The sequence below is a fragment of the Achromobacter sp. ACM02 genome (genome assembly GCF_014851605.1).
GTDB lineage: Bacteria > Pseudomonadota > Gammaproteobacteria > Burkholderiales > Burkholderiaceae_B > Achromobacter > Achromobacter aegrifaciens.
On record NZ_JACUZY010000001.1, the window covers coordinates 550,890 to 573,839 of the forward strand.

Here is a 22,950-nt window from a genome sequence, read left to right on the forward strand (position 1 = left end):
AGTCACGTCGAGACCTTGTGCCATTCGAGCAGCAGCAGAAATGCGAGATAGAGGCCGCCGATCCCGGCGGTAAGAACGCCTACCGGCAAGCCGTTGGCCCCAGCGGAACGCGACAGCAGATCGGCACCCGCCAACAGCACGGCGCCGGTCAATGCGGCCAACAGCGGTTGCGGGCCGCTAGCCGGGACGCAGCGGCGCGCGATCTGCGGGGCCGCCAGCGCGATGAAGGCGATGGGACCGGCCACGCTGACGGCCGCGGCGGTGGCCAGCACGGCCAGCAGCGTCGCCGCCAGCCGGCTGGGTCCGGGTGCGATGCCCAAGGCGTGCGCCACATCGTCGCCCATTTCCAGCAGCCGAAGGCGCGCGCCCAGGCCGAGCGCCAAGGGCAGCAACACCGCGCAGGCGGCGCCGATCAGAGCGACATCGTTCCAGGTTTTGCCGGCCAGATTGCCGTTGAGCCAGGTTGCGGCCAGATGCGCCTGTTCGCGGCGCAGGTTGGAAAGGCCGTATTGCACGAAGGCGAAGGCGATGGCGGCCACCGCAATGCCGGCGACCACCATGCGATGGGGCGCGGAGAACCCGGCGCCGGATCCGAACCAGACGCCCGCCGTCGCCAGCAGCGCGCCGCCCGCGGCGCCCCAGGCTAGCGGCATCGCCCCCGGCCAGACCATCGTCACCGCCACCGCGCCTGCGGAGGCGCCCGCGGTGAGGCCGATGATGTCGGGGCTGCCCAGCGGGTTGCGGGTAATGCTTTGGAACAGTGCGCCCGACAGGGCCAGCGCGGCGCCGGCGCCAAGCGCGGCCACGGCGCGGGGAAGCCTGACGGTATAGACCAGCCAGTGCTCGACCGCCGTGCCGCCGCCCGCCAGGATGCGCCCCATCCGGGACCAGGCGGGTCCTTGCTCTCCCGCCAACAGGGCGCCGGCAATCGACGCAACGGCCAGCGCCGTCAGCAACAAGGCGTAGGCTAGCGCGCGTGGCGAGTAGGGCAGCGACAGCCAGGTGCCCACGCGCAACGTGCGCCGCTGGCCGCTCATGGGCGGCTCCCGGGCTGGCGGTGCAAGGCCGCCAGCAGGAACGGCGCGCCGAGGAACGCGGCCACCACGCCGGTCAGCAACTCTGCCGGCGCGCGCAGCAGGCGCGCCAGGACGTCGGCCGCGAGCATCAGGATGGGGCCCAGCAGCAGGCAGTAGACGAGTTGCCAGCGCAGGTCGGGACCGCCGATACGGCGGGCGATATGCGGAACGGCCAGGCCGACGAAGGCGATGGGACCCGCGGCAGCGGTGGCGGCGGCGGCCAGGACGGCCACGCCGAGCAGGCCCAGCGCGCGGTACCACCCGGCACGCACGCCGAGCGCCCGGGCAAGCGCCTGCCCCAGCGCCAGGACGTTCAGGGGCCGGGCCAGCGCCAGCGCCAGCAGCAGGCCGGCGCCGATGTAGGGGGCGGCGCGGGCCGCTTCGGCCATGGAGCGTCCCGCCAGCGAGCCCACGGCCCAGAATCGATAGGCGTCGAAAATGTCCTCGCGCAGCAGGGCCACGGCCTGCACGTAGGCGAACAGCACCGCGTTGACCGCCGCGCCGGCCAGGATCAAACGCACCGGCTGCAGGCCCCGGCCGCCCGCGCCGATCAGGTATACGGCCACTGCCGCGGCCAGTGCGCCGGGCAGGGCCGCCCAGAACGGATGCGCCGGCAGGCCGCCGAGCGCGAGGGCGGCAGTCACGATGGAGGCGGCGGCGCCGGCGTTGACGCCCAACAGCCCGGGCTCTGCCAGCGGATTGCGGGTCAGGGCCTGGATCAGCGCGCCGGCCACGGCCAGCGCCGCCCCGGTCAGCACGGCCAGCAAGGTGCGCGGCACGCGCGAGGCGACCACCAGGGCGGCGTAACTGTCATCGGGCCGGAACAGGGCTTGCCAGACCGAGCCGGGCGACAGGTTGCGTGAACCGAGCCAGAGGCTGCCCAGGATGGCGGCGGCGAGCAGCAGACAGGCCGCGCCCAGGCCGGCGGCACGGGACGGCTTATTCATGCTGGGCGCCGGGTCCGGCTTCGGCCCGCTCGGCTGCCGCGGCCAAGGCCGGCGCCAGCCTGCCCAGCATCCAGGCCACGGCCAGCGGCGTGCCCGAGGACGAGGCCATGATCAGCGCCGGGTCGCTCAGCGCCACGTAGGCGCCGCGCCTCACGGCGGGGATGGAGGCGTACAGCGGCAGCGCCGCGGTCCGATCGCGTTCCTGGGGGGTATAGAACCAGGACACGAGCACGTCGACGTCGCCCAGCGCATCGGCATGCTCGAAACCCAGGTAGTGGGCGAAATGGCCGGCGCTGGCGTGCAGGCCCTGCATGGACGGCGCCAGTTTCAGGCCCATGGCGGCAATCGTGTCCACGCGCGGATCCCCCGCCACATAGGCCGCGAAATTGCCCGAACCCAGGTCGGCCCGCACATAGGCGAAGGTCTTGCCGGCCAGCACGGGGTGGTCTTGTGCGGCCTGCGCCAGTGTGCCGCGGATCTGCGCCTTGAGCACCGCAGCCTGTTCGCGCCGGCCCAGCGCGGCGGCGATCAGGTCGATCTGGGTATCCACCGGAGTCAGGAATGGCTGCTCCGGATAGGCCACCACCGGCACCAGCCGCGACAGCTGTGCATACGCTTCGGCGCTGACCCCGGAAAAAGGCGCCAGCACGACGTCCGGCCGCAGCGCGACGATGGCTTCGACGTCCAGCTCCGGAAACATGGCGATGGCCTGCGGCAGCGGTGCGCCGCGGGCCTCGATCGCGGCGCGCACCCAGGGCCAGTAGTGGTCGGCGTCGCCGCCCCAGTCGGCGCGGCCCACGCCCACCGGCACCACACCCAGCGACAGCGCCAGATCGTCGGCGCCCAGGCCCAGCGTGACCACGCGCTTGGGCGGCGCCGCGATGACGGCCCGTCCCAGGGCGCCGTCTATCGTGACCGGAAAACCATCGGCCTGGGCGACCGGCGGCGTTGGCGCGGCCGGCGCGTCGGCCGCGCGGTCGCAGGCCGCCAGGGCGAGCGCGGCCAGGCAGGCTGCCCCGGCCCGCAGAATTGCATGCTTGAAACGAGGAAGACTAAGACGCATCGTGCCGGCAGTTTCTCCGATCAATATTGGGCCCTGAGCGTCAGCATCACGTTGCGGGGCGCGCCCCACCAGCCCTGGCTGAAGAAGCCGATCTGGTCGTAATACTTCTTGTCGAACAGGTTGTTGACGTTGAGAGTGGCCGAGACCTGTTTGCTGAACTCGTAGCGCGCCATCAGGTTCGCCAGCATGTAGCTGCCTTGTTCCACTTCCACGTTGCCGCGCGGGCTGGCGGCGGACTGGTACATGCGGCTTTGCCAGTCCACGCCGCCGCCGACCGTCAGCCGGTTCAGGTCGCCGGGCAGGCGATAGGTGGTGTAGAGCTTGAACAGGCTACGCGGATGGCTGGTGTTGATGGGCTTGCCGTCGGCGGCCTTGGCGGTGAAGTGCGTGTAGCTGGCCGCGATGTTCCAGTTGGGCATGATCTGCCCGGTGGTTTCGAGTTCGAAGCCCTCGACTTTGGCGCCGGATACGGCGCGGTAGGCCTGCGTGCCGGGCATGCCTATGACCGACTCGCCGGGAATGGCCTGGGCCAGGTTGTTCTGGCGAGTCTGGTACAGCGATACGGCCGCGTCGAGCAGGCCGTCCAGGTAGGAAGCCTTCAGGCCGATCTCGTAGCTCTTGCCGTCGATCGGCGGCAGGATGGAACCGCTGGGCGAGCGTGCGTTCTGCGGCTGGAAGATCTCGGTGTAGCTGGCGTAGGCCGTGTAGGTCTTGTTGATGTCGTAGATCAGGCCGGCGTAGGGCGTGAACTGGTCGTTGATCTTGTATTGCCGCTTGCTGCCGAAGTAGGTCTGGTTCGTCTCCCAATTGCTCCAGCGTCCGCCCACGATCAGGTGCAGCGGATCGGCCAGCGAAAACCGGCCCACGGCGTAGGTTCCGGTCTGCTTGACCCGCATGTCGTCCGCTGGCGTCTTGCGGCTGGACCAGGCCGGTTCGGCGATATGGTCCTGGCGCCAGTCGAAGAAGCTGCCGATGGCGGGCTTGGCGCCGACCATGAGGTACTGGCCGATGTCGCTGTGGTCGTTCACGCTCATCCAGCCCAGGGCCAGTTCGTGCTTGCGGCCGAACAGCTGGAACGGGCCCGACAGCGTCAGGTTGATATCGTCGCGCGAGCGGTCGCCATCGTAGTTGTTGAAGCTGCTGCTCATGCCCGTGCCGCTGGTCCGGTCCGGATAGCCGCCGCGGTAAAGCTGCTTCATGCGGTACTCGCCCTCATTGTGGCTATAGGCGGCGCGCGCCTTCCAGTCATTGGCGAAGCGGTGGCTCAGGTCCACGAAGGTGGTGGTCGATTCGGTATCGATGCGCGCCCAGCGCGTATTGTTGGCCACGGACCGGTTGAAGTCGGTGCGCGAGCCGTCCGAATAGAACAGCGGGAAACCGCTGCCGAAGCCGTTGCTCTGGTTGCGCTGATACTCCAGGCCGACGGTGAGCAGCGTGTCGGGCGTGAGGTCGGCGCTGATGACGCCGTACAGCGTGCGCTTGCGCGAATCCAGGAACGTGACGTAGCTGTCGCCCTGGCTGTAGGCGGCGACGAAGCGCGAGCGGACGCGTCCGTTCTCCGTCAGCGGCACCGACAGGTCGGCGTCGCCGCGCACGTAGTCCCAGCTGCCGGCGCTGGCGCTGCCGGACAGCGCGAACTCGCGCAGCGGCTTCTTGCGGATGAAGTTCACCGCGGCGGACGGATTGCCCGAGCCGGTCATCAGGCCGGTGGCGCCGCGCACGATTTCCACGCGGTCGTAGATGGCGGCGTCCATGTCGGTGGAGCCATAGTTCCATTGGCTCAGGATCGGGGCGTTCAGGCCGTCGAACTGGAAGTTGTCTATCGCGAAGCCGCGCGCCGAGAACGACAGGCGATTGCTGTCGCTGCGCGTGACGGAGATGCCTGGCGCGCTGGCCAGGATGGAGCCGGTGTCCTGCAGTCCCTGGTCCTCGATCTGCTGGCGGGTCACCACGCTGACCGATTGCGGGGTCTCCCGCGGCGACAGCGTCAGGCCGGTTGCGGTGCTCATGGCCTCGGTGTTGTAGGCATGGGTTCCTTCGGTGGTGCCGGGTATGCTGGCGCCCCGAACCGTGACGGCCGGGAGTTCGGCCGGCTGGTCGGCGCCGGATGAGGCGCTGGATTGCGCGTTGGCGGCGTGGTAGGGCAAGGCTGAGCACAGCAAGGCCGCGCGGACGGCCAGGGTAAGCAGATTCGCCCGGCGCGTGAGCGCGCGCGGCGGGGACAGTGCGGGGGACATGAACACAAGCTCCGGCTGAAAAATTTGGTAATGAGAATTATTGTTTTTGCTGGAGACTTGAACGTATGCCGGAAGATGCGATGCGTATGCCGAACGCCGCCGCATCAGCCCGATCCGGCGTTCGCCAAAGGCGCGGACTGCCGTTGCAGCCAGGCCCAGCCTGCCGCGCTTGCGGCGACGCAGGCCAGCATCGCAAGCGCCAGGCCGAGGGGCTTGCCATAGACCATGGGCACGCCCCAGCCGCTGGCGACCGAAAAGGCCAGCATCTGGGCGAAGCCGAGCACCGAAGCGGCGGTGCCGGACAGCCCTGGCGCACGGGCCAGGATGTGCAGGGTCATGGCCGGGACGCACATGGCCAGGCCGCAGGTATAGATGGCGGGCAGGATGACCGCCCAGGGCAGGGCGGGTCGCCCGGCGCCAGCGGCATACATGACGCTTGCCAGGCAACTGCCGCCCATCAGCAGGTACGCCAGCCAGGTGATGCGTTGATCCGTCCAGCGTCCGGCCTTGCGCGCCGCGAACAGCGCGCCCGCCATGGCGCCGATCACGAGCGGCACGAACAGATATGCGAAATCCGTTACGGGCAGGCCCAGGACGTTGGCAATGAAGTCTGGTGCGGCGCCGATGAGCAAGCCCTGGGCCGCGAAGATCAGGCTGAAGGCGGCGGCGAGCGCGACGTATCGCCGGTCCGCAAGCAGCGCGCCGTAGCCGCCAGCCAGTGCACGCCCGGACAGCGGCCGGCGCCGGCTGGCGGGCAGGGTTTCGGGCAGCCGCCAGGCGCATAGCGCCCAGGCCGTCGCGGCCAGGGCGGCAAGCATCACAAAGACGGCGCGCCAGCCCAGCTGCGCCGCCAACTGGCCGCCGATGATGGGCGCCAACGCCGGCGACAGGTTGAACACCAGGATGAGATAGGACATGACGCGTTGCGCCGCCGGCCCTTCGTAGCAGTCGCGCACGATGGCCTGGCCCACCACGATGCCGGCGCCTGCGGACAGGCCTTGCAACGCCCGCGCGGCCAACAGCCAGCCGAAGCTCGGCGCGGCGGCGGCCAGCGCGCTGCCGCAGATGTAGAAAACCAGCGTCGCCAGGATGACGCGGCGCCGGCCCAGCGAATCCGACAGCGTTCCATGCAGCAGCAGCATCGCCGCGTAGCAGAACATGTAGACGCCCAGGGTCAGCTGCACGGTTTCTTGCGGCACGCCGAACTCCCGCTCCAGCGCGGCGAAGGCGGGCAGATAGGCGTCGATGGTGGCGGGCGCCACGCAGGCCAGCAGGCCCAGCATCAGCACCATCATGGGAAAGGAAGTCGGTTTGTCGGGGCTGGGCACGGGAGCGTCCGGGGCAGGAGCTTCCCGGGGCGGGAAGCGTGGCCTCATGGTCGCCCGCCAGCCGCGGTCGGATGAATGGGCAATGCCGCAAGAACAATGGATGCTGCCGAAAGCCGCGGGCCGGGGCGCTCACGGCAGCCCCGTTCAGTTCAGTTCGCTGGGCGCGACGCCATAGCGCTCGCGGAACGCCGTGGCGAAATTGGTGGCATGCCGATAGCCCACGCAGTGCGCGGCCTGCTGCACGCTGCAGCCGCGAGCCAATTGCTCGCGGGCGACCTCCAGCCGGCGCTCGCGCAGCCAGCTGAACACGGAGCATTGATAGGCGGCGCGGAACTTGGCGCGCAGGGTGCTGGGGCTCATGCAGGCCAGTTTCGCCAGATCATCCAGGGTGTGCTCTTCGCCAGGCGCGCTGTGCAGCCGTTCCCGCACGCGCTCAAGCAACTGGCGGTCGCGCTGCGACAGCGTGCCGGGTTCGGGCTCCTGCTGGTCCAGCGCAGCCAACGCATGGGCCAGAAGCTGCGCGCCGACGCCTTCGCGCAGCATGGCGCACAGCGGGTCGTCCCAACGGCATTCCAGCAGATGTTCGATGGACTGCATCAGATGCGCCTGCACCTGCCAGCGGCGCAGCCGGAAGGCGGGCGTGCGCAGGACTTTGCGGATCCGATCGCTGATCGGGTCGTCGTCCGCGGCGTCCGGCTCGGACAGCGACAGGTTGACGCTGCGCAGCCGTTGGCCGGCACGGTGGATGCCGGTCATGGCGACCGTATCGCCGTAGGCGGCGCTGATACCGCTTTGGGCGACCAGCGGCAGGTCGTCGTGGTGGCCGACGCGCGCCTGAGCCTGGCCCTGGAGCATGACGATGGCCGAAAAGCGCGGCGTCATGACCGAGGTCGATTCGTAGTGGTGATGAACCAGCACGTCGGACATGACCAGCGTCAGGCCGGGGCGGATGGCATGTTCCTCGACGCGGCCTTCGGCGATGCAGACGGTGTCCGGGTCGGCGCTAGCGGCCTGGAATCCGGGCAACTGGTAGCGGAAACCGTTATGGCCGCCCAGGCGGTTGAAGTCGGCGACGGTGAATCGGACTGCGGGGAAGGAGGGATTCAATGGCGTCACTCGCACGGCGGGTTGAGCCCCCCGGACGTCGGCCAGGGGAAGCGGCGGGGTCTAAATGAGAATAGCATATATTCGCATTGATTCAACGGTCTGGCAGCGGCGCTCAGGGCGCGGCGCAATCGCCCAAATGCTCGCCCATGATGTTGCGATACCACTCGTGGAAGTGCAGCATGCCGTCCTCCATGGGAGACTGGTACGGGCCGCTCTCGCTGACGCCGCGCCGCAGCAGCGCGCGTCTGCCGGCATCCATGCGCTCGCCGATTTCGTCGTCCTCGACCGCCGTTTCCATGTAGGCCGCGCGTTGCGCTTCGACGAATTCGCGTTCGAACAGGGCGATTTCCTCGGGATAGTAGAACTCGGCGATGTTGACCGTCTCCTGCGGGCTTTTGGGGTAGAGCGTGGACAGCACCAGCACGTGCGGGTAGAGCTCGATCATGTGGGTGGGAAAGTAGGTCACCCAGATCGCGCCGAAATCCGGAGGCGCGCCGTCGCGGTAGCGCATCAGGGTGCCGTGCCAGTCGCGGTATACGTCGGAACCGGGCTTCTCCAGGGCGTCGTGCACTCCCACGCGCTGCAGGCTGCGGCGCTTGCCGAACTCCCAGCTCAGATCCTCGCAGGTGACGAAGCGCCCCAGCCCGGGGTGGAACGGCCCGACGTGGTAGTCCTCCAGATAGACCTCGATGAAGGTCTTCCAGTTGTAGTTGCATTGGTGCACTTCGACGTGGTCCAGCACATAGTCCGAGAAGTCGAACTCGGGCCGGGCGAACAGGTCGCCCAGGTCCGCTAGCGGGTCGCCCGGCCCCTCGAATAGCAGGCCGTGGCAGCGCTTCAGGGGAAACCGCGGCAGGTTCAGGCAGGGCGTGCTGGGGAATTGCGGCGCGCCCAGGATCTGGCCGCGATTGTCATAGGTCCAGCGATGCAGCGGGCAGACGATGTTGCCGCCCGTGGCCGACAGATTGCCCGCCGGCTTGCCCGGCCCGGCGACGGCGCCTGTCTCGCCGCCCAGGATCAGCGACTGGCGGTGGCGGCATACGTTGGATATCAGTTCCACGCCGTCGGCGCCGCGCACGAGGACGCGCCCGCCTTCCTCGTGCGGCAGCCTGCGCCAGTCGCCGGATTCGGGCACGGCTTTTTCGTGCCCGACATACAGCGGCGAGCGCTTGAATATCACCTCCTGTTCCCGGGCGTACAGGTCTTCGTCGAAATATGCCCGCACGTGCAGCGGGCTGAGCGCCTGCTCGACGTGTGCAAGGCGGCCTATGTCCGTCATGTCCGACTCCTTGTGCCTTGCGCAAGGCGGCCGCCCGTCAGGCGGGCTCGACGCTCTCGGCGTCGATCCGGGCGATGCGTTCGGCAATATCCAGTTTGGGGCAGGTGCTGCAGTAGTCGCCGTCGCTTCTGCGGAAGTGGTGACAGCAGACCTGCCGGTCCACGGCGATGGCCGGTAGCGACCGCCGCTGATAGTTCAGGTAGCCGCTGCTGCCCGCGATGCCCAGGCGCGCAAGCCAATCGGCCGCGGCTGCGGTGGCCCAGGCATTGTCGGCGGCGCTCACGCCCGTTCGAGCCGCCAACAGGGCGGACAGGACGCAGTCGGCCTGCATGCAGGCGGTGGCCCGCGGATTGAGGCGCAGCGCCGCGCCCAGCTCGCGCTGGAACAGGGCGCCGATCTCGCGCAGCTGCGTGGCGGCCGCGTCCAGCCGCGCCTCCAGGCCGCCGCGCAGGGGTTCATGGCGTTCCATGGTGTAGCCGGCGATGAAGCCGTTGGCGACCGGCTGGCTGAGCCGGGTCAGGTCCGGGACGATGGCGCTGCGATGCGCGGCGATTACGCAGAGGTACACGGGCTGCCAGATCAACAGGCCCCAGCAGCGCAGCGCCAGGTAGTGCTGGCCGGCTTCTGGATGGCGTTCGCGCCACCAGTCGCGCAACCGCGCGATGGCGTCGGCGTTGCTCGCGCCCGGACGGATGCCGGGCGCGGCTGGCGGGCCCACGCGCCCGTCAAGGCCAGGCGCGAGGCGGCCCGCCAGCGCGAGCAGATCGTCCAGTTCGCGGGTCACGCAAGGGCCTGCGCGGCGTCGGCAGTCCGGTCCAGCCATTGCGGCCGGTAAGGCGCCACGGGGTTGGGCAGCCTGGGCGCCATCTGGAAGCTGCCGATGGGATCGGCCAGATTGACCATCTGCAGGTTGTTGGCGAGCTGCAGGCGGTTCAGGCACGAGTGGATCATGTCCGGCGCGTACAGGTCGTAGCGGCGGTATTTTTCGAGCCGCTGCGGATGTGCCTGCTGGTAGGCGGCGATACGGCCCGCGACCAGCTCCCAGAAATCGTCCTCCTGCATGAGGCCGGTGTCGGCCAGGATCTGGGACAGATGGCGGAAGTAGCCCTCGAACACGTCGACGAAGATCGTCAGGAGCTTGTATTCCTCGGGCACGTCCGCCGCCAGCCGCCGCGCGTTCTCGGGCAGGTCGGCCTGCGGGTCGAGGATGGAGGATTCCTCGGCGATGTCCTTCATGAAGGCGCGCACCGGCACATGGTCCCGGATCACCAGGATCACGTTCTCGCCATGCGGCATGAACACCAGGTCATGGGTGTAGAAGCAATGCACCAGCGGCGTCAGGTAGGCATCCACATAGCGTTCCAGCCACGCGGCGGCGCTCAGCCCCGAGGCCCGGATCAGCGCGGGCAGCAGGGCTAGGCCCTGCGGATCCACGTGCAGAAGCGCGGCCATGGTCATCAGCCGTTCGCCGGGACCGATCAGCGCCTGCGGATTCTCGCGCCATAGCGCCGAGAACATCTTCTTGTAGGGCGTGTCGACGGAAATCGCAGCTTCATAGTAGTAGTTGCGGAATCCCAGGCTGGCGGCCTCGCGCAGGATGGTGAAGCCATTGGCGCGCAGCCAGGGGTCGGACTCGATCAGGCCGTGGATGTATTCGTTGATGGCGGGCGTGCCCGACATGTAATAGGGCGACAACCCGCGCATGAAACCCATGTTCAGGATCGACAGCGAGGTCTTCACATAATGCTTGCCCGGCTGGCTGATGTTGAAGAAGGTGCGTATCGACTGCTGTGCCAGGTAGTCGTCTTCGCCGTAACCCAGGCATACGATCTTGCGTTCGGCCACATAGGGTGCGAACGCCAGCGACAGCTTGTTGAACCACTGCCAGGGGTGCGCCGGCATCAAGTAGTAGTCGGCGGGGTCCAGTCCCTGGCCTTGCAGCGTGGCGGCGTGGCGCGCCACGGTGTCCTCGCCGAGTTCGCCGCGCAACAGGCTGGCGTAGTCCATGGTGGACAGGCAGGCGAAATGCGCGTTGTCCTTGTGCACCGCCAGCCACATCACGCGGATCGGGGCAGCGGCCTCCGGCGCATAGGCGTGGTAGTCCTCGGCGTCGAAACCCAGGCGGCCGTTGTTGGCGACGAAGCTGGGGTGTCCTTCGATCATCGAGGTTTCGATGGTCTGATAGTCGGCCAGCGCGAGTTCGGGGGCGGGCAGGCAAGCGCGCGTGTGCTTGTAGGCGGCGCCGTGCAGCGTGCTGGCGATTTCGTCCAGATAGATCGGCAGCCGGTCTTCCGGAATGCGCAGCTTGTCGCGGATCTCGATCACGAACTGCAGGGCGTCCAGGGGCGCGGGCGCGCCGGCCGTGGTCCTGGCGATCGATTCCGCGCGGATGCGCCAGTGGCGCATGGCCATCAGTTGCGCGTCGTAGCGGTACTCGACGCGGCCGTCCGCGAGCGCCAGGCGATAGCGGTCGAACCCCGGCGTGTCCGCCGGGCCCAGGCGTTCGGGTTGCAGCAGGCCTTCATGGGTGTACTCGGAGATGGCCTTGCGCACGAGCAGGCGGTTGACCTTGGCCCAGACTTCCGGCTCCAGATGGCTGGCGACCTGCGCGGGATGAGTGGTGGCATGCGGATTCATGGGGTCGACTCCTGGTATTGGACCTGTTCGAACTGTGTACGTGTGCAGAACGCCAGACTGGCGGTCTTGTCGCGGAATCGGGCCTGGCCTGCATAGGTGAATCCCATGGCCAGATTGAGCGCGTGGATCTTGGCGTTGTTCGCGTCGGGCTCGACCACGATGCGCGCGGCATCCAGCCGGTCGAACATGAAGCGCATCACGAAGGCGAACACCTGCCGGCTGAAGCCGGGAATCCGCAAGCGCGGCGGGCCGATGAAAAGATGCATGCCGAGGTCGCCTGGCCGCACCGCGTAGTGTTCGCCGACTTCGTCGCGGGCGGGGTCGTAGCACTCCACCAGAAAGGCTGGCTGTCCCTCATGGCTGCCGAGCCAGGCGCTGGCGTGTCCGCTGCCGCATAGGGCGTCATAGAAGTCGCGCACCTGGTCCTCGCTGTGCCGCTGCATGGACCAGAAGCGCGCGTAGTCCATGGAAAACCATTGCCGCAGCAGCGCGGCGTCCGCATCCGGAACCAGGGGGCGCAAGGCGAGTCCCCGGCCCTCGTCGTAATGGTCGCGCGACTGGCGCACGACCTCGCCCAGAAAGGTGGCTGTCATCGTGAGCATGCTGGCTCCCCGCAAGATCAGATGGTGGCGGCCCGATGGCCGTCCATCATGGGCATCGGCTCCGGTATGCCGAGGCGGTGCGCCAGTACGCCGTTCGCCGGCGGGCGGAAGTCCTGCAGTGCGGTGCGAGGCTCGATGGCGTAGTGCTCCACGCCGGTCAGGTCGCGCAGTATCTGCGAATTGCGGTAGCAGCAGAATCCCAGGTCGGGATTCGTGACGCCATGGCTGAGCAGCCCGGTGTTCTGCACGAAGATCTCCGTGCCGGCGCGGTCCACGGCGTAGTTGTGGGCGATGCGGTAGCCGCCGTTTTCATCCCAGGCGATCCGGTCGCTGATGGGGTTGACGCAGGCGGGGATGCGCGGGGCGTAACCGGTGGCCAGCACCAGGCCGTCCGTCACGTGCTTGAACGGTTGGCCGGTGTCAACGTGCATGAAGTCCAGATGGTAGCGGCCCGTGGCGCGCTCATGCCGGCTGGCGCGCAGTTCCGCGCTGGTGAGCAGCGTGTAGCGGCGGTCGCCTGCGCGGATCTTCTCGTCCAGGAGGTCGTATATCTGATTGATCAGCGAGGCGTTGATGCCCTTGTACAGGCTGCTTTGCTGGCGCAGCATCTCGCGCCGCCGGGCTTCGGGCAGGTCGTGGAAATAGTCGGTGTAGTCGGGAGAGATCAGCTCCAGCGTGAGCTTGGTGTTCTCCATCTGGAAGAAGCGGGGCGAGCGGGTGATCCAGGTCAGGCTGTAGGCGTGCTTGGCGCTGTCGCGCAGCAGGTCGTGGAACACTTCGGCCGCGCTCTGTCCGCTGCCGACGATGGTGATGCCCTGCCTGCGCTGCAGCTGGGGCTTGTGGCGCAAGTAGTCCGCGCTGTGGATGTAGGGCGCGGTGCGCGGATCGCAGCATTCAGGCAGCTGGGGTTGCGTGCCCAGTCCCAACACCAGCTTGCGGCAGCGGACCATGAAGCGTTCGCCACTGACGGCATGCTGGCCGGTCACCAGGTAGGCGCGGCTGTCTGGATCGTGCAGCACGCTCTGCACGTCGTGATTGAAGCGCAGGTTCGGCAGGCGGGCCGCGACCCATTTGCAGTAGCGGTTGTACTCGGCCCGGTTCAGGTAGTGGTTTTCGCGCATGTAATAGGAATAGATGCGCCCGGTCTGCTTGCAGTAATTCAGATAGCTGTATTCGCTACGCGGGTCCGCCAGGCTCACGAGGTCCGCCAGAAAGGGGTTCTGCAAGGTGGAGTCCTCGATCAGCATTCCGGGGTGCCAATCGAAGCCTGGCTTCTTGTCCAGGAAAACCGCGCGCACGCCGGACAAGGGCGCGGCCAGGCAGGCGAGACTGAGGTTGAACGGGCCAAGACCGATGGCGGCGAAGTCATGGATTTCACGGTTCATATGGGATCTGCCTTTTGCCGGAGCCGGCATTGCGTGAACATGATTCTCTTCTGGGGATGATTATCATTTTCAATATGATCACTCTAGCAAATGCCGATTTATTGCGGTGTCTTGCCTGTGTGTTGCAGGCGGCACCCATATGCAGCGTGGCGTATCGCATAGGGAGCCTCATCGGATTTGGATTTTTCAGATAAGCGCAGCTATTTGCATCCGGACAGCGAGGTTCGCGTGGCGGCATCGTCAAAATTGGTCAATTTCAAGCGCGACCGCATCGACGTGGCGTTGCGGCATGGCCTGGGGCTTTACCCGGGGCTGTCGGCCTTCCGGCTGATGCCGCCGGTGCTGCTGCTCCTGCCCGTGGCCAGCCCCGCCATGCTGGCGCAAGGCCCCCATCGAGCGGCCCGAACACTGCCTGAAGTACCCGCTGCTGCAGGATTCCGACCGCGCGGACTGGCCCTTGTGGCTGCAGGCGCACGGCGTGGACGCCGGGAAGGAAGCGCAGCGCGGCCTGAGCTACGAGGACGATCTGCTGCTGCTGCTGCTGCTGCTGCTGCTGCTGCTGCTGCTGCTGCTGCCGCGGGGCAGGGCATCGCGCTGATGCAAGACACACATGCGCGCGAGGACATCGAATCGGGCCGGCTGGCCATTGCCTTGGACCAGCCTCGCGCATTTACGGTCTAAGATCGATACCCATGCCGACCATTACGTCTGAACCAGGGCCGCTGTTCACGCTGCGCGGCATCTACAGCGAACGCCTCTCTCCCGTCAGCCTGGATCTCGCCGCGGGCGAGTGCGCAGCCATCATGGGTCCTTCGGGCTCAGGCAAATCCCTGTTGCTGCGCCAGGCGGCTGACCTGGATCCCGGTCATGGCGAGGCCTTGCTGGATGGCCGGCCGCGCTCGGGCATGCGGGGCTACGAATGGCGCCGGCAGGTCATGTACTGCCAGGCCGAGGCCGGCTGGTGGGACGACCTGGTCGCGCGGCATTTCACGGACCGCGCCCGGGCCTTGGCCATCATGCAACGCCTGGGGCTGTCCGCGGACAAGCTGGACGCCTTGGTGCATGAACTGTCCACGGGCGAACGCCAGCGCCTGGGCCTGGTGCGCGCATTGGCGCTGGCGCCGCGCGTGCTGCTGCTGGACGAGCCGACCGCGGCGCTGGACCAGGCGGCCACGGATCAGGTCGAAGCGGAGCTGCGGCGCTACCTGGAGGGCGGGGCGGGGATCCTGATGGTGACCCATAGTCCAGCCCAGGCCGAACGGCTTGCGCGGCGTTCCTGGCGCATGGAACAAGGCAGGTTGGAGCCGCTATGGACGTGATCAAACTGCAGGCCTCGGACCTGGCCATTGCCTCGCTGCTGGTGCTGCTCAGCGCCGGCATTTCCTTCGCCTTGCGCCTGAACCTGCAGCGACAGGTACTGTGGGCCGCGCTACGCACCGTGGTGCAGCTGCTGCTGGTCGGCCACATTCTGCGCATCGTGTTCGCGCACGCCGCCCCCTGGCTGACGGCGCTGGTGGTGGCGGTGATGATGGCGCTGGCGGCCAGAGAGGTCGCCGCGCGCCCGAAGGCCAGGCTGACGCAACGCGGAAACGGCTGGGTCGGCGCGATGGCGGTGGCGGGGACCACGGTCATCACGGTGCTGTTCATCCTGAACACGGCGCTGCGTCCGGACCCCTGGTACGACCCGCGCTACACCATCGCGCTGATCGGCATCGTGTTGGGCAGCGTGCTCAACGCCGCCAGCCTGGCGCTGGACGGGGTGCTGTCCGGCGCTCGCCGGGAAAAGCTGGCGATCGAGGCGAGGCTGGCGCTGGGCGCGACCGTGCACGAGGCATTTTCGTACTTGCTGCGCGAATCCGTGCGGCGCGGCATCGTGCCCAGCATCAACCAGATGTCGGCCGCCGGCATCATCACGCTGCCGGGCATCATGACCGGGCAGATCATCGCCGGCATGGATCCGATCGAGGCCGCCAAGTACCAGATCCTGCTGATGTTCCTGCTGTGCGGCGCCAGCGGCATGGCGGCGATCGCCGCAGCCTACGGCGCCATGCGCCGCCTGACCGACGAGCGCGGGCGGCTCAGGCTGGACCGGCTGCATCCGTCCTAGGAAGCGGCGGCTTTTCCGGAAATTTCATGAAAGCTTGACGCGCGCTTGGCGATACTGCGCGAAATCTTGCATTTTCCTGAACCTTTCCCGGATCCCCATGCCTTTTGCTTCCCATTCCGCGGCGCCCCCGCAGCAGCTTGCTTCCGCTCAGCGCCGCCTCTCTGAGCGCGCCTTGCCGGAGCGCCGGGCATGAGCGTTTCCATGACCGCATCGATGGCGCCTGCGGCGCGCCGCGCTGCCTTTCCAGGCTGGCTGGTGCTGGCGTGCCTGGCTCTCTGGCTGGGGGCGCTGGCCTGGGCTCGCTGGCTGACCTTGCCCGACGAAGGCCGTTACGCCGGAGTGGCCTGGGAGATGCTGCGCAGCGGCTCGCCCATGGTGCCGCTGCTTGACGGCATGCCGTACTTCCACAAGCCGCCGCTGTATTACTGGCTGGCCCAGATCAGCTATGTGCTGTTCGGCGTGCACGAATTCAGTGCGCGGCTGCCTTCGCTGCTGGGCGCCTGGAGCGCGGGCGCCGGGCTCTATGCCTTCGTGGCGCGCTACCGCAATGCCGCGCAAGCGCGTTGGGCCGTGGTGATCCTGGGCATGATGCCGCTGTTCTTCGGCGCCGCCCAGTTCGCCAATATGGACATGCTGGTGGCCAGCATGATCACGCTGTGCGTGCTGGCAGCCGCCGACACCGTCTTGCGCCGCGCCGCGGGGCGCCCGTTCCGCGCGATGTCGGTGGCCACGGGCGTGCTGGCTGCGCTGGCGGTGCTGGCCAAGGGACTGATCGGAGTGGCGCTGCCCGGCGCGATCGTGCTGGCCTGGCTGCTGCTGCGCCGCGACTGGCCCGGCGTGCGCGCCTTGCTGTGGGTGCCAGCCTTGCTGGCGTTCGCGGCAGTGGCGGTGCCCTGGTTCTGGCTGATGGAGCTGCGTTATCCCGGCTTCTACCAGTACTTCTTCGTCTACCAGCAGTTCGAGCGTTTTTCGCAGGGAGGCTTCAACAACGCGCAGCCGTTCTGGTTCTACCTGCCCATCGTGGCGGGGTTGGCGCTGCCGTGGTCGATTTGGGGCGCGTCGGTCTTCAGGCCGTCTTACTGGCGCGAGACCGATCCGCAGGGCCTGCGCCGCCTGGCGGCGATCTGGATGGCGGTCGTGATCGTGTTCTTTTCCATCCCGCATTCCAAGCTGATCGGGTATGTGCTGCCGGTGTTTCCGCCGCTGGCGTTCCTGGTCAGCGAGCGTATCGCGCCTGCCTGGGCGGCGGACAAGCGCAGGGGCGTCTGGATCGCCGCCGGGGTGTCGGCCGTGATCTGCCTGGCCGCGGTCATCGTCGGGGCATCGAATCCGCGCGGCAGCGCGGGGCCGCAGGCGCGGGAACTGCGCGGCGAAATGCAGCCGCAAGACATACAGGTCGCGCTGCATGCGTTGCCCTTCGACCTGGGTTTCTATACCCGGGCCCGCGAGCCCGCCTGGATCGTCGACGACTGGCGGAACCCCGATATCCCCAAGCGGGACAACTGGCGCAAGGAGCTGTACGACGCGGCGCAATTCGATCCGGCCACGGGCAAGCGCGTGCTGATCGACGACCAGGACTTGCGTCTGCGCATGTGCGAGGCCGCCGACGGGGCGCGTTTCTGGATCTGGGGCCAGAAGGAGGACGGCGGACGATATCCCGTACTCAACGGCGTGGCCGCGCGGCTTGCAAGCGAGAAGCGGAGTATTTGGCGCATCGACGTGGACGCGGCGTTCCGCCAGCGTGCGTGCGCCGGTCTGCCGTCCGCCAATCCGACCCCAATGCCGCAGCCCAGGCCCTGAACCCGAGCGCATGAAAAAAGGCCGGCTGCCCGAGGGCTGCCGGCCTTTTACTTGCCGCTATGCGCGGCAGGCGCTTAGCCGATCGAGGCCAGGGCCTGGTTCAGCGTGGCGCTGGGGCGCATGGCCTGGCTGGCGAGGGCTTCGTTGGGCTGGTAGTAGCCGCCGATGTCGACGGGCTTGCCCTGGGCAGCCTTCAGTTCGGCCAGGATCTTGTCCTCGCCGTCGGCCAGCGCGCGGGCCGGCGCCGCGAACAGGGCAGCCAGTTCGCGGTCGTCAGTCTGCGCGGCCACGGCCTGGGCCCAGTACATGGCCAGGTAGTAGTGGCTGCCGCGGTTGTCCAGGCCGCCGACCTTGCGCTCGGGCGACTTGTTCTCGTCCAGGAACTTGGCGGTCGCCAGGTCCAGGGTCTTGGCCAGGACCTGTGCGCGGGCGTTGCCGTAGCTGCGGCCCAGGTGGTCCAGCGATTCTGCCAGGGCCATGAACTCGCCCAGCGAATCCCAGCGCAGGAAGCCTTCTTCCAGGAACTGTTGCACGTGCTTGGGGGCGGAACCGCCCGCGCCCGTTTCAAACAGGCCGCCGCCGGCGACCAGCGGCACGATCGACAGCATCTTGGCGCTGGTGCCCAGTTCCATGATGGGGAACAGGTCGGTCAGGTAGTCGCGCAGCACGTTGCCGGTCACCGAGATGGTGTCCAGGCCTTCGCGGATGCGCTTGACCGAGAACTTGGTGGCTTCCACCGGGCTCAGGATGCGCAGATCCAGGCCGCTGGTGTCGTGGTCCTTCAGGTAGTGCTTGACCTTGGCGATGATCTGCGCGTCGTGGGCGCGGTTTTCGTCCAGCCAGAACACGGCGGGCGTCTTGGTGGCGCGGGCGCGCGTGACGGCCAGCTTGACCCAGTCCTGCACGGCGGCGTCCTTGGTCTGGCACATGCGCCAGAGGTCGCCGGCTTCGACGGCCTGTTCCAGCAGCACCTTGCCCGAAGCGTCGGTGACGCGCACGGTGCCGGCAGCCGGGATGACGAAGGTCTTGTTGTGCGAGCCGTATTCCTCGGCGGCCTGGGCCATCAGGCCGACGTTGGGCACGCTGCCCATCGTGACCGGGTTGTAGGCGCCATTGCGCTTGCAGTCTTCGATGACGGCCTGGTAGACGCCGGCGTAGCTGCGGTCGGGGATCACGGCCTTGGCGTCCTGCAGGTTGCCTTCGGCGTTCCACATCTTGCCCGAGTCGCGGATCATGGCGGGCATGGACGCGTCGACGATGACGTCGCTGGGCACGTGCAGGTTGGTGATGCCGCGGTCGGAGTTCACCATGGCCAGCTGCGGCAGGGTCTTGTAGCCGGCGTCGATGTCAGCGGTGATCTCGGCCTGCTTGTCAGCGGGCAGGGACTGGATCTTGGCGTACAGGTCGCCGATGCCGTTGTTGGGATCGAAGCCCGCTTGCTTGAGCGCGTCGGCGTGCTTGGCCAGCACGTCCTTGTAGAACACGGACACGACGTGGCCGAAGATGACCGGGTCGGAGACCTTCATCATCGTGGCTTTCAGGTGCACCGAGAACAGTACGCTGGTGGCGCGGGCATCGTCGATCTGGGCTTGCAGGAAGGACTTCAGCTTGGCCGTGGACAGCACGGCGGCGTCGATAATCTCGCCGGCCTTGACCGGGGTCTTTTCCTTCAGGACGGTCTTCGCGCCGTCGGCGGCGGTCAGTTCGATCTTGACGTCGCCGGCTTCCGAAATCAGCGCCGACTTTTCGGTGCCGTAGAAGTCGCCTTCGCTCATGTGGGCGACGTGCGACTTGGAGTCAGCCGACCAGGCGCCCATCTTGTGCGGGTGCTTGCGGGCGTAGTTCTTGACGGACAGCGGGGCGCGGCGGTCGGAGTTGCCTTCGCGCAGGACCGGGTTCACGGCGCTGCCCTTGACCTTGTCGTAGCGGGCCTTGACGTCGCGCTCGGTGTCGTTGGCGGGGGCGTCCGGGTAGTCGGGCAGCTTGTAGCCCTGGTCCTGGAGTTCCTTGATGGCGGCCTTCAACTGCGGCATGGACGCGCTGATGTTGGGCAGCTTGATGATGTTGGCTTCGGGCTGCACGGCGAGGGCGCCGAGTTCCGACAGGGCATCGCCCAGTTTCTGGCTGTCTTCGAGGTAGTCGGGGAAGACCGAGATGATGCGGCCGGCCAGCGAGATGTCGCGGGTCTCGACCGTGATGCCTGCGGGCTTTGCGAAAGCCTGGACGATGGGCAGCAGCGAACGGGTTGCAAGCGCCGGAGCTTCATCGGTGAGGGTATAGATAATCTTCGGAGTAAGAGACATGATCCTTGAATCTGTTCGGCAGGCGCTAGGCGCAAACCCGAACATGCTATGCGGCCAGAAGCCGGTAGATGTTGTCGGAGAGTGGGTTCGTATGGGCAAGCACGCGGACGCGTCCAGGACCTGGTCGGAAGGCGTATACCCAACATGGCTGGCGCCTGCCCTTTTTTGATTTGGGGAAGTGCGACTGCCACGAACCTTCCATTGTAATACCGCGCTACGCCTGCTGCGCAGCAAAAACCCACGGATTCGGCCGGGATGTGGCCATAATGGCGCCAAATTAAACGGGGACATATTAAATCAGGCGCGCCATGGCCGATTGCCCGTTTGACAAAGCGCCGCACAAGGAGGAAGCTACGTCCCCATGAATTTCCGCGCCGTCCGCATTTCGCTGATTATTACCATCATTCCTGGAATGGTGGGTTAGCGCGCGACCGCAACAGTCACAGCCACCCGCCCCACGAGGCGGGTTTTTTGTGGCCGCCTCTGCCGGGCAAGCACACCGAAGCAGAGAGCCAGATGCACCACACCCCGCAAGCCAGCCAGCAAACCGCCACGCCGACCGCATTCCAGGACGGCCGGGCCACGCCGATGGAATACCTGAGGCAGATCCTGACCGCCCGCATTTACGACATCGCCCGCGAAACCGAGCTGGACCGCGCCCGCGGCCTGTCGGCCCGGCTGGGCAATCCGGTCTACTTCAAACGCGAGGACAATCAGCCGGTCTTCTCCTTCAAGGTGCGCGGCGCCTACAACAAGATGCGCAATACGCCGCAGGCCGCGCTGGATCGCGGCGTGATCACGGCGTCCGCCGGCAACCATGCGCAGGGCGTGGCGATCTCGGCGGCCAGGATGGGTGTGCGCGCCATCATCGTGGTGCCGCAGACCACGCCGCAGGTGAAGGTGGATGCGGTCAAGGCGCATGGCGGCCCCACGGTGACGGTGGTGCAGGCGGGCGATTCGTATAGCGATGCCTACGGCCACGCCCAGAAGCTGGCCAGCGCGCAGGACCTGACCTTCATCCCGGCCTTTGACGATCCCTATGTGATCGCCGGCCAGGGCACGGTGGGCATGGAGATCCTGCGCCAGCACGCGGGCCCCTTGCATGCTGTCTTCGTGCCGATCGGCGGCGGCGGGCTGGCCGCGGGCGTGGCGACCTACATCAAGGCGGTGGATCCGGGCGTCAAGGTCATCGGCGTGCAGACCGAGGATTCCTGCGCCATGTCGCTGTCCATGCAGGTGGGCGAACGGGTCAACCTGCCCGAGGTGGGCCTGTTCTCGGACGGCACGGCGGTCAAGCTGGTGGGCGAGGAGACCTTCCGCCTGTGCCGTGAACACCTGGACGAGATCATCCTGGTGGATACGGACGCGGTCTGCGCGGCGATCAAGGACGTATTCCTGGACACGCGCAGCGTGTTGGAGCCGGCCGGCGCGCTGGCGGTGGCCGGGCTGAAGAAGTACGTGGAACGCGAAGGCGTGCAAGGCCTGCCCATGGTGGCGGTGACCTCGGGTGCGAACATGAACTTCGACCGCCTGCGCTTCGTGGCGGACCGCGCCGAGGTCGGCGAAGCCCGCGAGGCGGTCTTTGCCGTGACGGTGCCGGAAGAGCGCGGCAGCTTCCGCCGCTTCTGCAGCGTGATCGGCCAGCGCAGCGTGACGGAATTCAACTACCGCATCGCCGATGCGCGTACCGCTCACATCTTCGTCAGCATGCAGATCTCGCGGCGCGGCGACGCCGCGGAAATCATGACGGCGCTGCAGGAGCAGGGTTTCTCCGTCGGCGACCTGAGCAACAACGAAGTGTCCAAGCAGCACATCCGCTACATGGTGGGCGGCCGCTCGCCGCTGGCAGCCGGCGAGCGCCTGTTCCGCTTCGAGTTTCCTGAGCGTCCCGGCGCCCTGATGAAGTTCCTGTCCGAGATGGCGCCCAACTGGAACATCAGCCTGTTCCACTACCGCAACCAGGGCACGGAGTTCAGCTCGGCGCTGGTCGGCATCCAGGCTCCCTTGGCGGACAGCGCCGCGCTGGACGCATTCCTGCGGCAGTTGGGCTACGCCCATACCGAAGAAACCGCCAACGAGGCCTATCGCCAGTTCCTGATCTGAGCGGGCGAGATCAACCCGGCGCGCAGCCAGGCTTGCGCGGCAGGGCCACGCCCGGCTGCAGGCGCAGCGCGGTGCGCCCCTGCGCCGCCTGCGTCAGCTGCAGGGTGGCGGCGCGCCAGGCCGGCACGTCGTCGAAGGCCACGTCGGGCGCGGCCGACGTCTTGGATAGCGCGTCCGGCCGGTCGAACTGGATCGCGGGCAGGCGCAGGCAAGGGTCCTTGAAATCCAGGCGGGCCAGTTCGCGCCCGTCGCTCATGCGCACCGCGCGGAACGCCACCGGAGTGTCCACGAACTTGGTGATGGCCGGCACGATCTGCAGATAGCCATCGGCATCCTTGACCCGCTTGGTGGGCTCGATCTCGATCACGTCCCTGCCTGGCGGCACGGCCAGGTAGGCCACGCCGTCGGCCACGTCCAGCAGCTTGCCCGGGCCCAGGTTCAGGGCGGCAAGCGGCGCGTGGCGGATCATCACGGTTTCGTTCCAGGAAGTCTGGACGCGTGTCCAGCCGGGCAGGCGCGCGTCTTCGAAGCGGGTCGTGGAGATGCGGTCGCGCTCGGGCTTGGCGGACAAGGCCAGGCGCTCGACCCGCAGCGCGCCGTTGGCCACGCGCAGTTGCGCCAGCACGGTATTGGCGCTGGAACTGGTGAAGTAGGCCAGCACGGCGTCCGTTTCCAAGGCCTTGGCGGTGGACGCGCAGAAGAAGGCGCGGGCCTCGATGCGCTGGCCATCGGGATAGAGCAGGGCGCCGACGTCCTTGCCGCAAAGCGGCTGGCCCCGGTAGGTGATGGTGGTGGCGCGGGTGGTCTGCCGCTGGCCGGTGTTCCAGTCGCTGCGGCTGCCGGTGGCGGCTTCGACCACCAGTCCATGGTTGTCGTAGACCACGTCTGCGCCCGCGGGCGCGGCAAGCATGCTGAGCAGAAACGCGAGGCTGCGTCGACGCGCCATGGTCGGACTCCCTGGTGTGGCTGGACGGGT

General features: G+C 67.6%; 18 protein-coding genes. 5 read left to right on the forward strand and 13 right to left on the reverse strand.

The window, feature by feature from the left end:
• Nucleotides 1-2: 2 nt before the first annotated feature.
• The 11 genes from IB258_RS02565 to IB258_RS02615 form a co-directional block, all read right to left on the reverse strand.
• A complete protein-coding gene (locus IB258_RS02565) occupies nt 3-1,037 on the reverse strand; it encodes an iron chelate uptake ABC transporter family permease subunit (RefSeq protein WP_175180903.1) in 1,035 nt (344 codons plus the stop codon).
• Entirely contained in the window at nt 1,034-2,023 is a 990-nt protein-coding gene (locus tag IB258_RS02570; protein WP_054454533.1) for an iron ABC transporter permease, read from the reverse strand. The genes IB258_RS02565 and IB258_RS02570 overlap by 4 nt, the downstream gene beginning before the upstream one ends.
• Nucleotides 2,016-3,086 (reverse strand): ABC transporter substrate-binding protein, encoded by a 1,071-nt coding sequence (locus IB258_RS02575; protein ID WP_192352083.1) that lies wholly within the window; start codon nt 3,084-3,086, stop codon nt 2,016-2,018. Before IB258_RS02575 ends, IB258_RS02570 begins: the two co-directional genes overlap by 8 nt.
• 20 nt (nt 3,087-3,106) lie before the next feature.
• Nucleotides 3,107-5,323, reverse strand: coding sequence for a TonB-dependent siderophore receptor (locus tag IB258_RS02580; protein WP_192352084.1), 2,217 nt, complete (start codon nt 5,321-5,323; stop codon nt 3,107-3,109).
• 104 nt (nt 5,324-5,427) lie between these two features.
• Entirely contained in the window at nt 5,428-6,618 is a 1,191-nt protein-coding gene (locus tag IB258_RS02585; RefSeq protein ID WP_175181068.1) for a multidrug effflux MFS transporter, read from the reverse strand.
• Between the two features lie 177 nt (nt 6,619-6,795).
• The gene (locus IB258_RS02590) at nt 6,796-7,767 is read right to left on the reverse strand and encodes a helix-turn-helix transcriptional regulator (protein WP_054454527.1); all 972 of its coding nucleotides are present in this window, start codon (nt 7,765-7,767) and stop codon (nt 6,796-6,798) included.
• Nucleotides 7,768-7,870: 103 nt separating this feature from the next.
• The gene (locus tag IB258_RS02595) at nt 7,871-9,037 is read right to left on the reverse strand and encodes an aromatic ring-hydroxylating dioxygenase subunit alpha (protein ID WP_054454525.1); all 1,167 of its coding nucleotides are present in this window, start codon (nt 9,035-9,037) and stop codon (nt 7,871-7,873) included.
• A gap of 37 nt (nt 9,038-9,074) precedes the next feature.
• Complete coding sequence (locus IB258_RS02600; protein ID WP_054454523.1) at nt 9,075-9,860, reverse strand: siderophore ferric iron reductase; 786 nt, start codon at nt 9,858-9,860, stop codon at nt 9,075-9,077.
• Entirely contained in the window at nt 9,818-11,674 is a 1,857-nt protein-coding gene (locus tag IB258_RS02605) for an IucA/IucC family siderophore biosynthesis protein (protein ID WP_192352085.1), read from the reverse strand. Before IB258_RS02605 ends, IB258_RS02600 begins: the two co-directional genes overlap by 43 nt.
• The gene (locus IB258_RS02610) at nt 11,671-12,276 is read right to left on the reverse strand and encodes a GNAT family N-acetyltransferase (protein ID WP_054454520.1); all 606 of its coding nucleotides are present in this window, start codon (nt 12,274-12,276) and stop codon (nt 11,671-11,673) included. Before IB258_RS02610 ends, IB258_RS02605 begins: the two co-directional genes overlap by 4 nt.
• Nucleotides 12,277-12,293: 17 nt before the next feature.
• Nucleotides 12,294-13,661, reverse strand: a complete 1,368-nt coding sequence (locus IB258_RS02615; RefSeq protein ID WP_192352086.1) for a lysine N(6)-hydroxylase/L-ornithine N(5)-oxygenase family protein — start codon at nt 13,659-13,661, stop codon at nt 12,294-12,296.
• Nucleotides 13,662-13,889: 228 nt separating this feature from the next.
• Between IB258_RS02615 and IB258_RS30570 the strand changes: the two genes are divergently transcribed.
• The 4 genes from IB258_RS30570 to IB258_RS02635 all read left to right on the forward strand — a co-directional run bounded on the left by IB258_RS30570 (nt 13,890) and on the right by IB258_RS02635 (nt 17,568).
• The gene (locus IB258_RS30570) at nt 13,890-14,342 is read left to right on the forward strand and encodes a LysR substrate-binding domain-containing protein (RefSeq protein WP_370539810.1); all 453 of its coding nucleotides are present in this window, start codon (nt 13,890-13,892) and stop codon (nt 14,340-14,342) included.
• 11 nt (nt 14,343-14,353) lie between these two features.
• Nucleotides 14,354-14,980, forward strand: a complete 627-nt coding sequence (locus tag IB258_RS02625; protein WP_054454517.1) for an ATP-binding cassette domain-containing protein — start codon at nt 14,354-14,356, stop codon at nt 14,978-14,980.
• Complete coding sequence (fetB, locus tag IB258_RS02630) at nt 14,971-15,768, forward strand: iron export ABC transporter permease subunit FetB (protein WP_192352088.1); 798 nt, start codon at nt 14,971-14,973, stop codon at nt 15,766-15,768. The genes IB258_RS02625 and fetB overlap by 10 nt, the downstream gene beginning before the upstream one ends.
• 189 nt (nt 15,769-15,957) lie before the next feature.
• Nucleotides 15,958-17,568, forward strand: coding sequence for a glycosyltransferase family 39 protein (locus IB258_RS02635; protein ID WP_192352089.1), 1,611 nt, complete (start codon nt 15,958-15,960; stop codon nt 17,566-17,568).
• Between the two features lie 74 nt (nt 17,569-17,642).
• Here IB258_RS02635 and IB258_RS02640 read toward each other — a convergent pair whose 3' ends face one another.
• Complete coding sequence (locus IB258_RS02640; RefSeq protein ID WP_192352090.1) at nt 17,643-19,871, reverse strand: NADP-dependent isocitrate dehydrogenase; 2,229 nt, start codon at nt 19,869-19,871, stop codon at nt 17,643-17,645.
• Between the two features lie 516 nt (nt 19,872-20,387).
• On the opposite strand from IB258_RS02640, the gene ilvA reads away from it, so the two are divergent.
• Nucleotides 20,388-21,974, forward strand: coding sequence for a threonine ammonia-lyase, biosynthetic (gene ilvA / locus IB258_RS02645; RefSeq protein ID WP_119451545.1), 1,587 nt, complete (start codon nt 20,388-20,390; stop codon nt 21,972-21,974).
• 10 nt (nt 21,975-21,984) lie between these two features.
• Here the strand turns inward: ilvA and IB258_RS02650 are convergent, their stop codons facing one another.
• The gene (locus IB258_RS02650; protein WP_192352091.1) at nt 21,985-22,920 is read right to left on the reverse strand and encodes a hypothetical protein; all 936 of its coding nucleotides are present in this window, start codon (nt 22,918-22,920) and stop codon (nt 21,985-21,987) included.
• Nucleotides 22,921-22,950 lie beyond the last annotated feature (30 nt).

Excerpts from the sequence above, each read along its gene's own strand:
- IB258_RS02605 (WP_192352085.1), bottom strand. The coding sequence starts at position 11,674 with ATGAATCCGCATGCCACCACTCATCCCGCGCAGGTCGCCAGCCATCTG.
- IB258_RS02600 (WP_054454523.1), bottom strand. The coding sequence starts at position 9,860 with ATGGCTGGACCGGACTGCCGACGCCGCGCAGGCCCTTGCGTGACCCGC.
- ilvA (WP_119451545.1), top strand. The coding sequence starts at position 20,388 with ATGCACCACACCCCGCAAGCCAGCCAGCAAACCGCCACGCCGACCGCA.
- IB258_RS02615 (WP_192352086.1), bottom strand. The coding sequence starts at position 13,661 with ATGAACCGTGAAATCCATGACTTCGCCGCCATCGGTCTTGGCCCGTTC.
- IB258_RS02570 (WP_054454533.1), bottom strand. The coding sequence starts at position 2,023 with ATGAATAAGCCGTCCCGTGCCGCCGGCCTGGGCGCGGCCTGTCTGCTG.
- IB258_RS02625 (WP_054454517.1), top strand. The coding sequence starts at position 14,354 with ATGCCGACCATTACGTCTGAACCAGGGCCGCTGTTCACGCTGCGCGGC.
- IB258_RS02580 (WP_192352084.1), bottom strand. The coding sequence starts at position 5,323 with ATGTCCCCCGCACTGTCCCCGCCGCGCGCGCTCACGCGCCGGGCGAAT.
- IB258_RS02640 (WP_192352090.1), bottom strand. The coding sequence starts at position 19,871 with ATGTCTCTTACTCCGAAGATTATCTATACCCTCACCGATGAAGCTCCG.
- fetB (WP_192352088.1), top strand. The coding sequence starts at position 14,971 with ATGGACGTGATCAAACTGCAGGCCTCGGACCTGGCCATTGCCTCGCTG.
- IB258_RS02585 (WP_175181068.1), bottom strand. The coding sequence starts at position 6,618 with ATGATGGTGCTGATGCTGGGCCTGCTGGCCTGCGTGGCGCCCGCCACC.
- IB258_RS02650 (WP_192352091.1), bottom strand. The coding sequence starts at position 22,920 with ATGGCGCGTCGACGCAGCCTCGCGTTTCTGCTCAGCATGCTTGCCGCG.
- IB258_RS02565 (WP_175180903.1), bottom strand. The coding sequence starts at position 1,037 with ATGAGCGGCCAGCGGCGCACGTTGCGCGTGGGCACCTGGCTGTCGCTG.
- IB258_RS02595 (WP_054454525.1), bottom strand. The coding sequence starts at position 9,037 with ATGACGGACATAGGCCGCCTTGCACACGTCGAGCAGGCGCTCAGCCCG.
- IB258_RS02575 (WP_192352083.1), bottom strand. The coding sequence starts at position 3,086 with ATGCGTCTTAGTCTTCCTCGTTTCAAGCATGCAATTCTGCGGGCCGGG.
- IB258_RS02610 (WP_054454520.1), bottom strand. The coding sequence starts at position 12,276 with ATGCTCACGATGACAGCCACCTTTCTGGGCGAGGTCGTGCGCCAGTCG.
- IB258_RS02635 (WP_192352089.1), top strand. The coding sequence starts at position 15,958 with ATGAGCGTTTCCATGACCGCATCGATGGCGCCTGCGGCGCGCCGCGCT.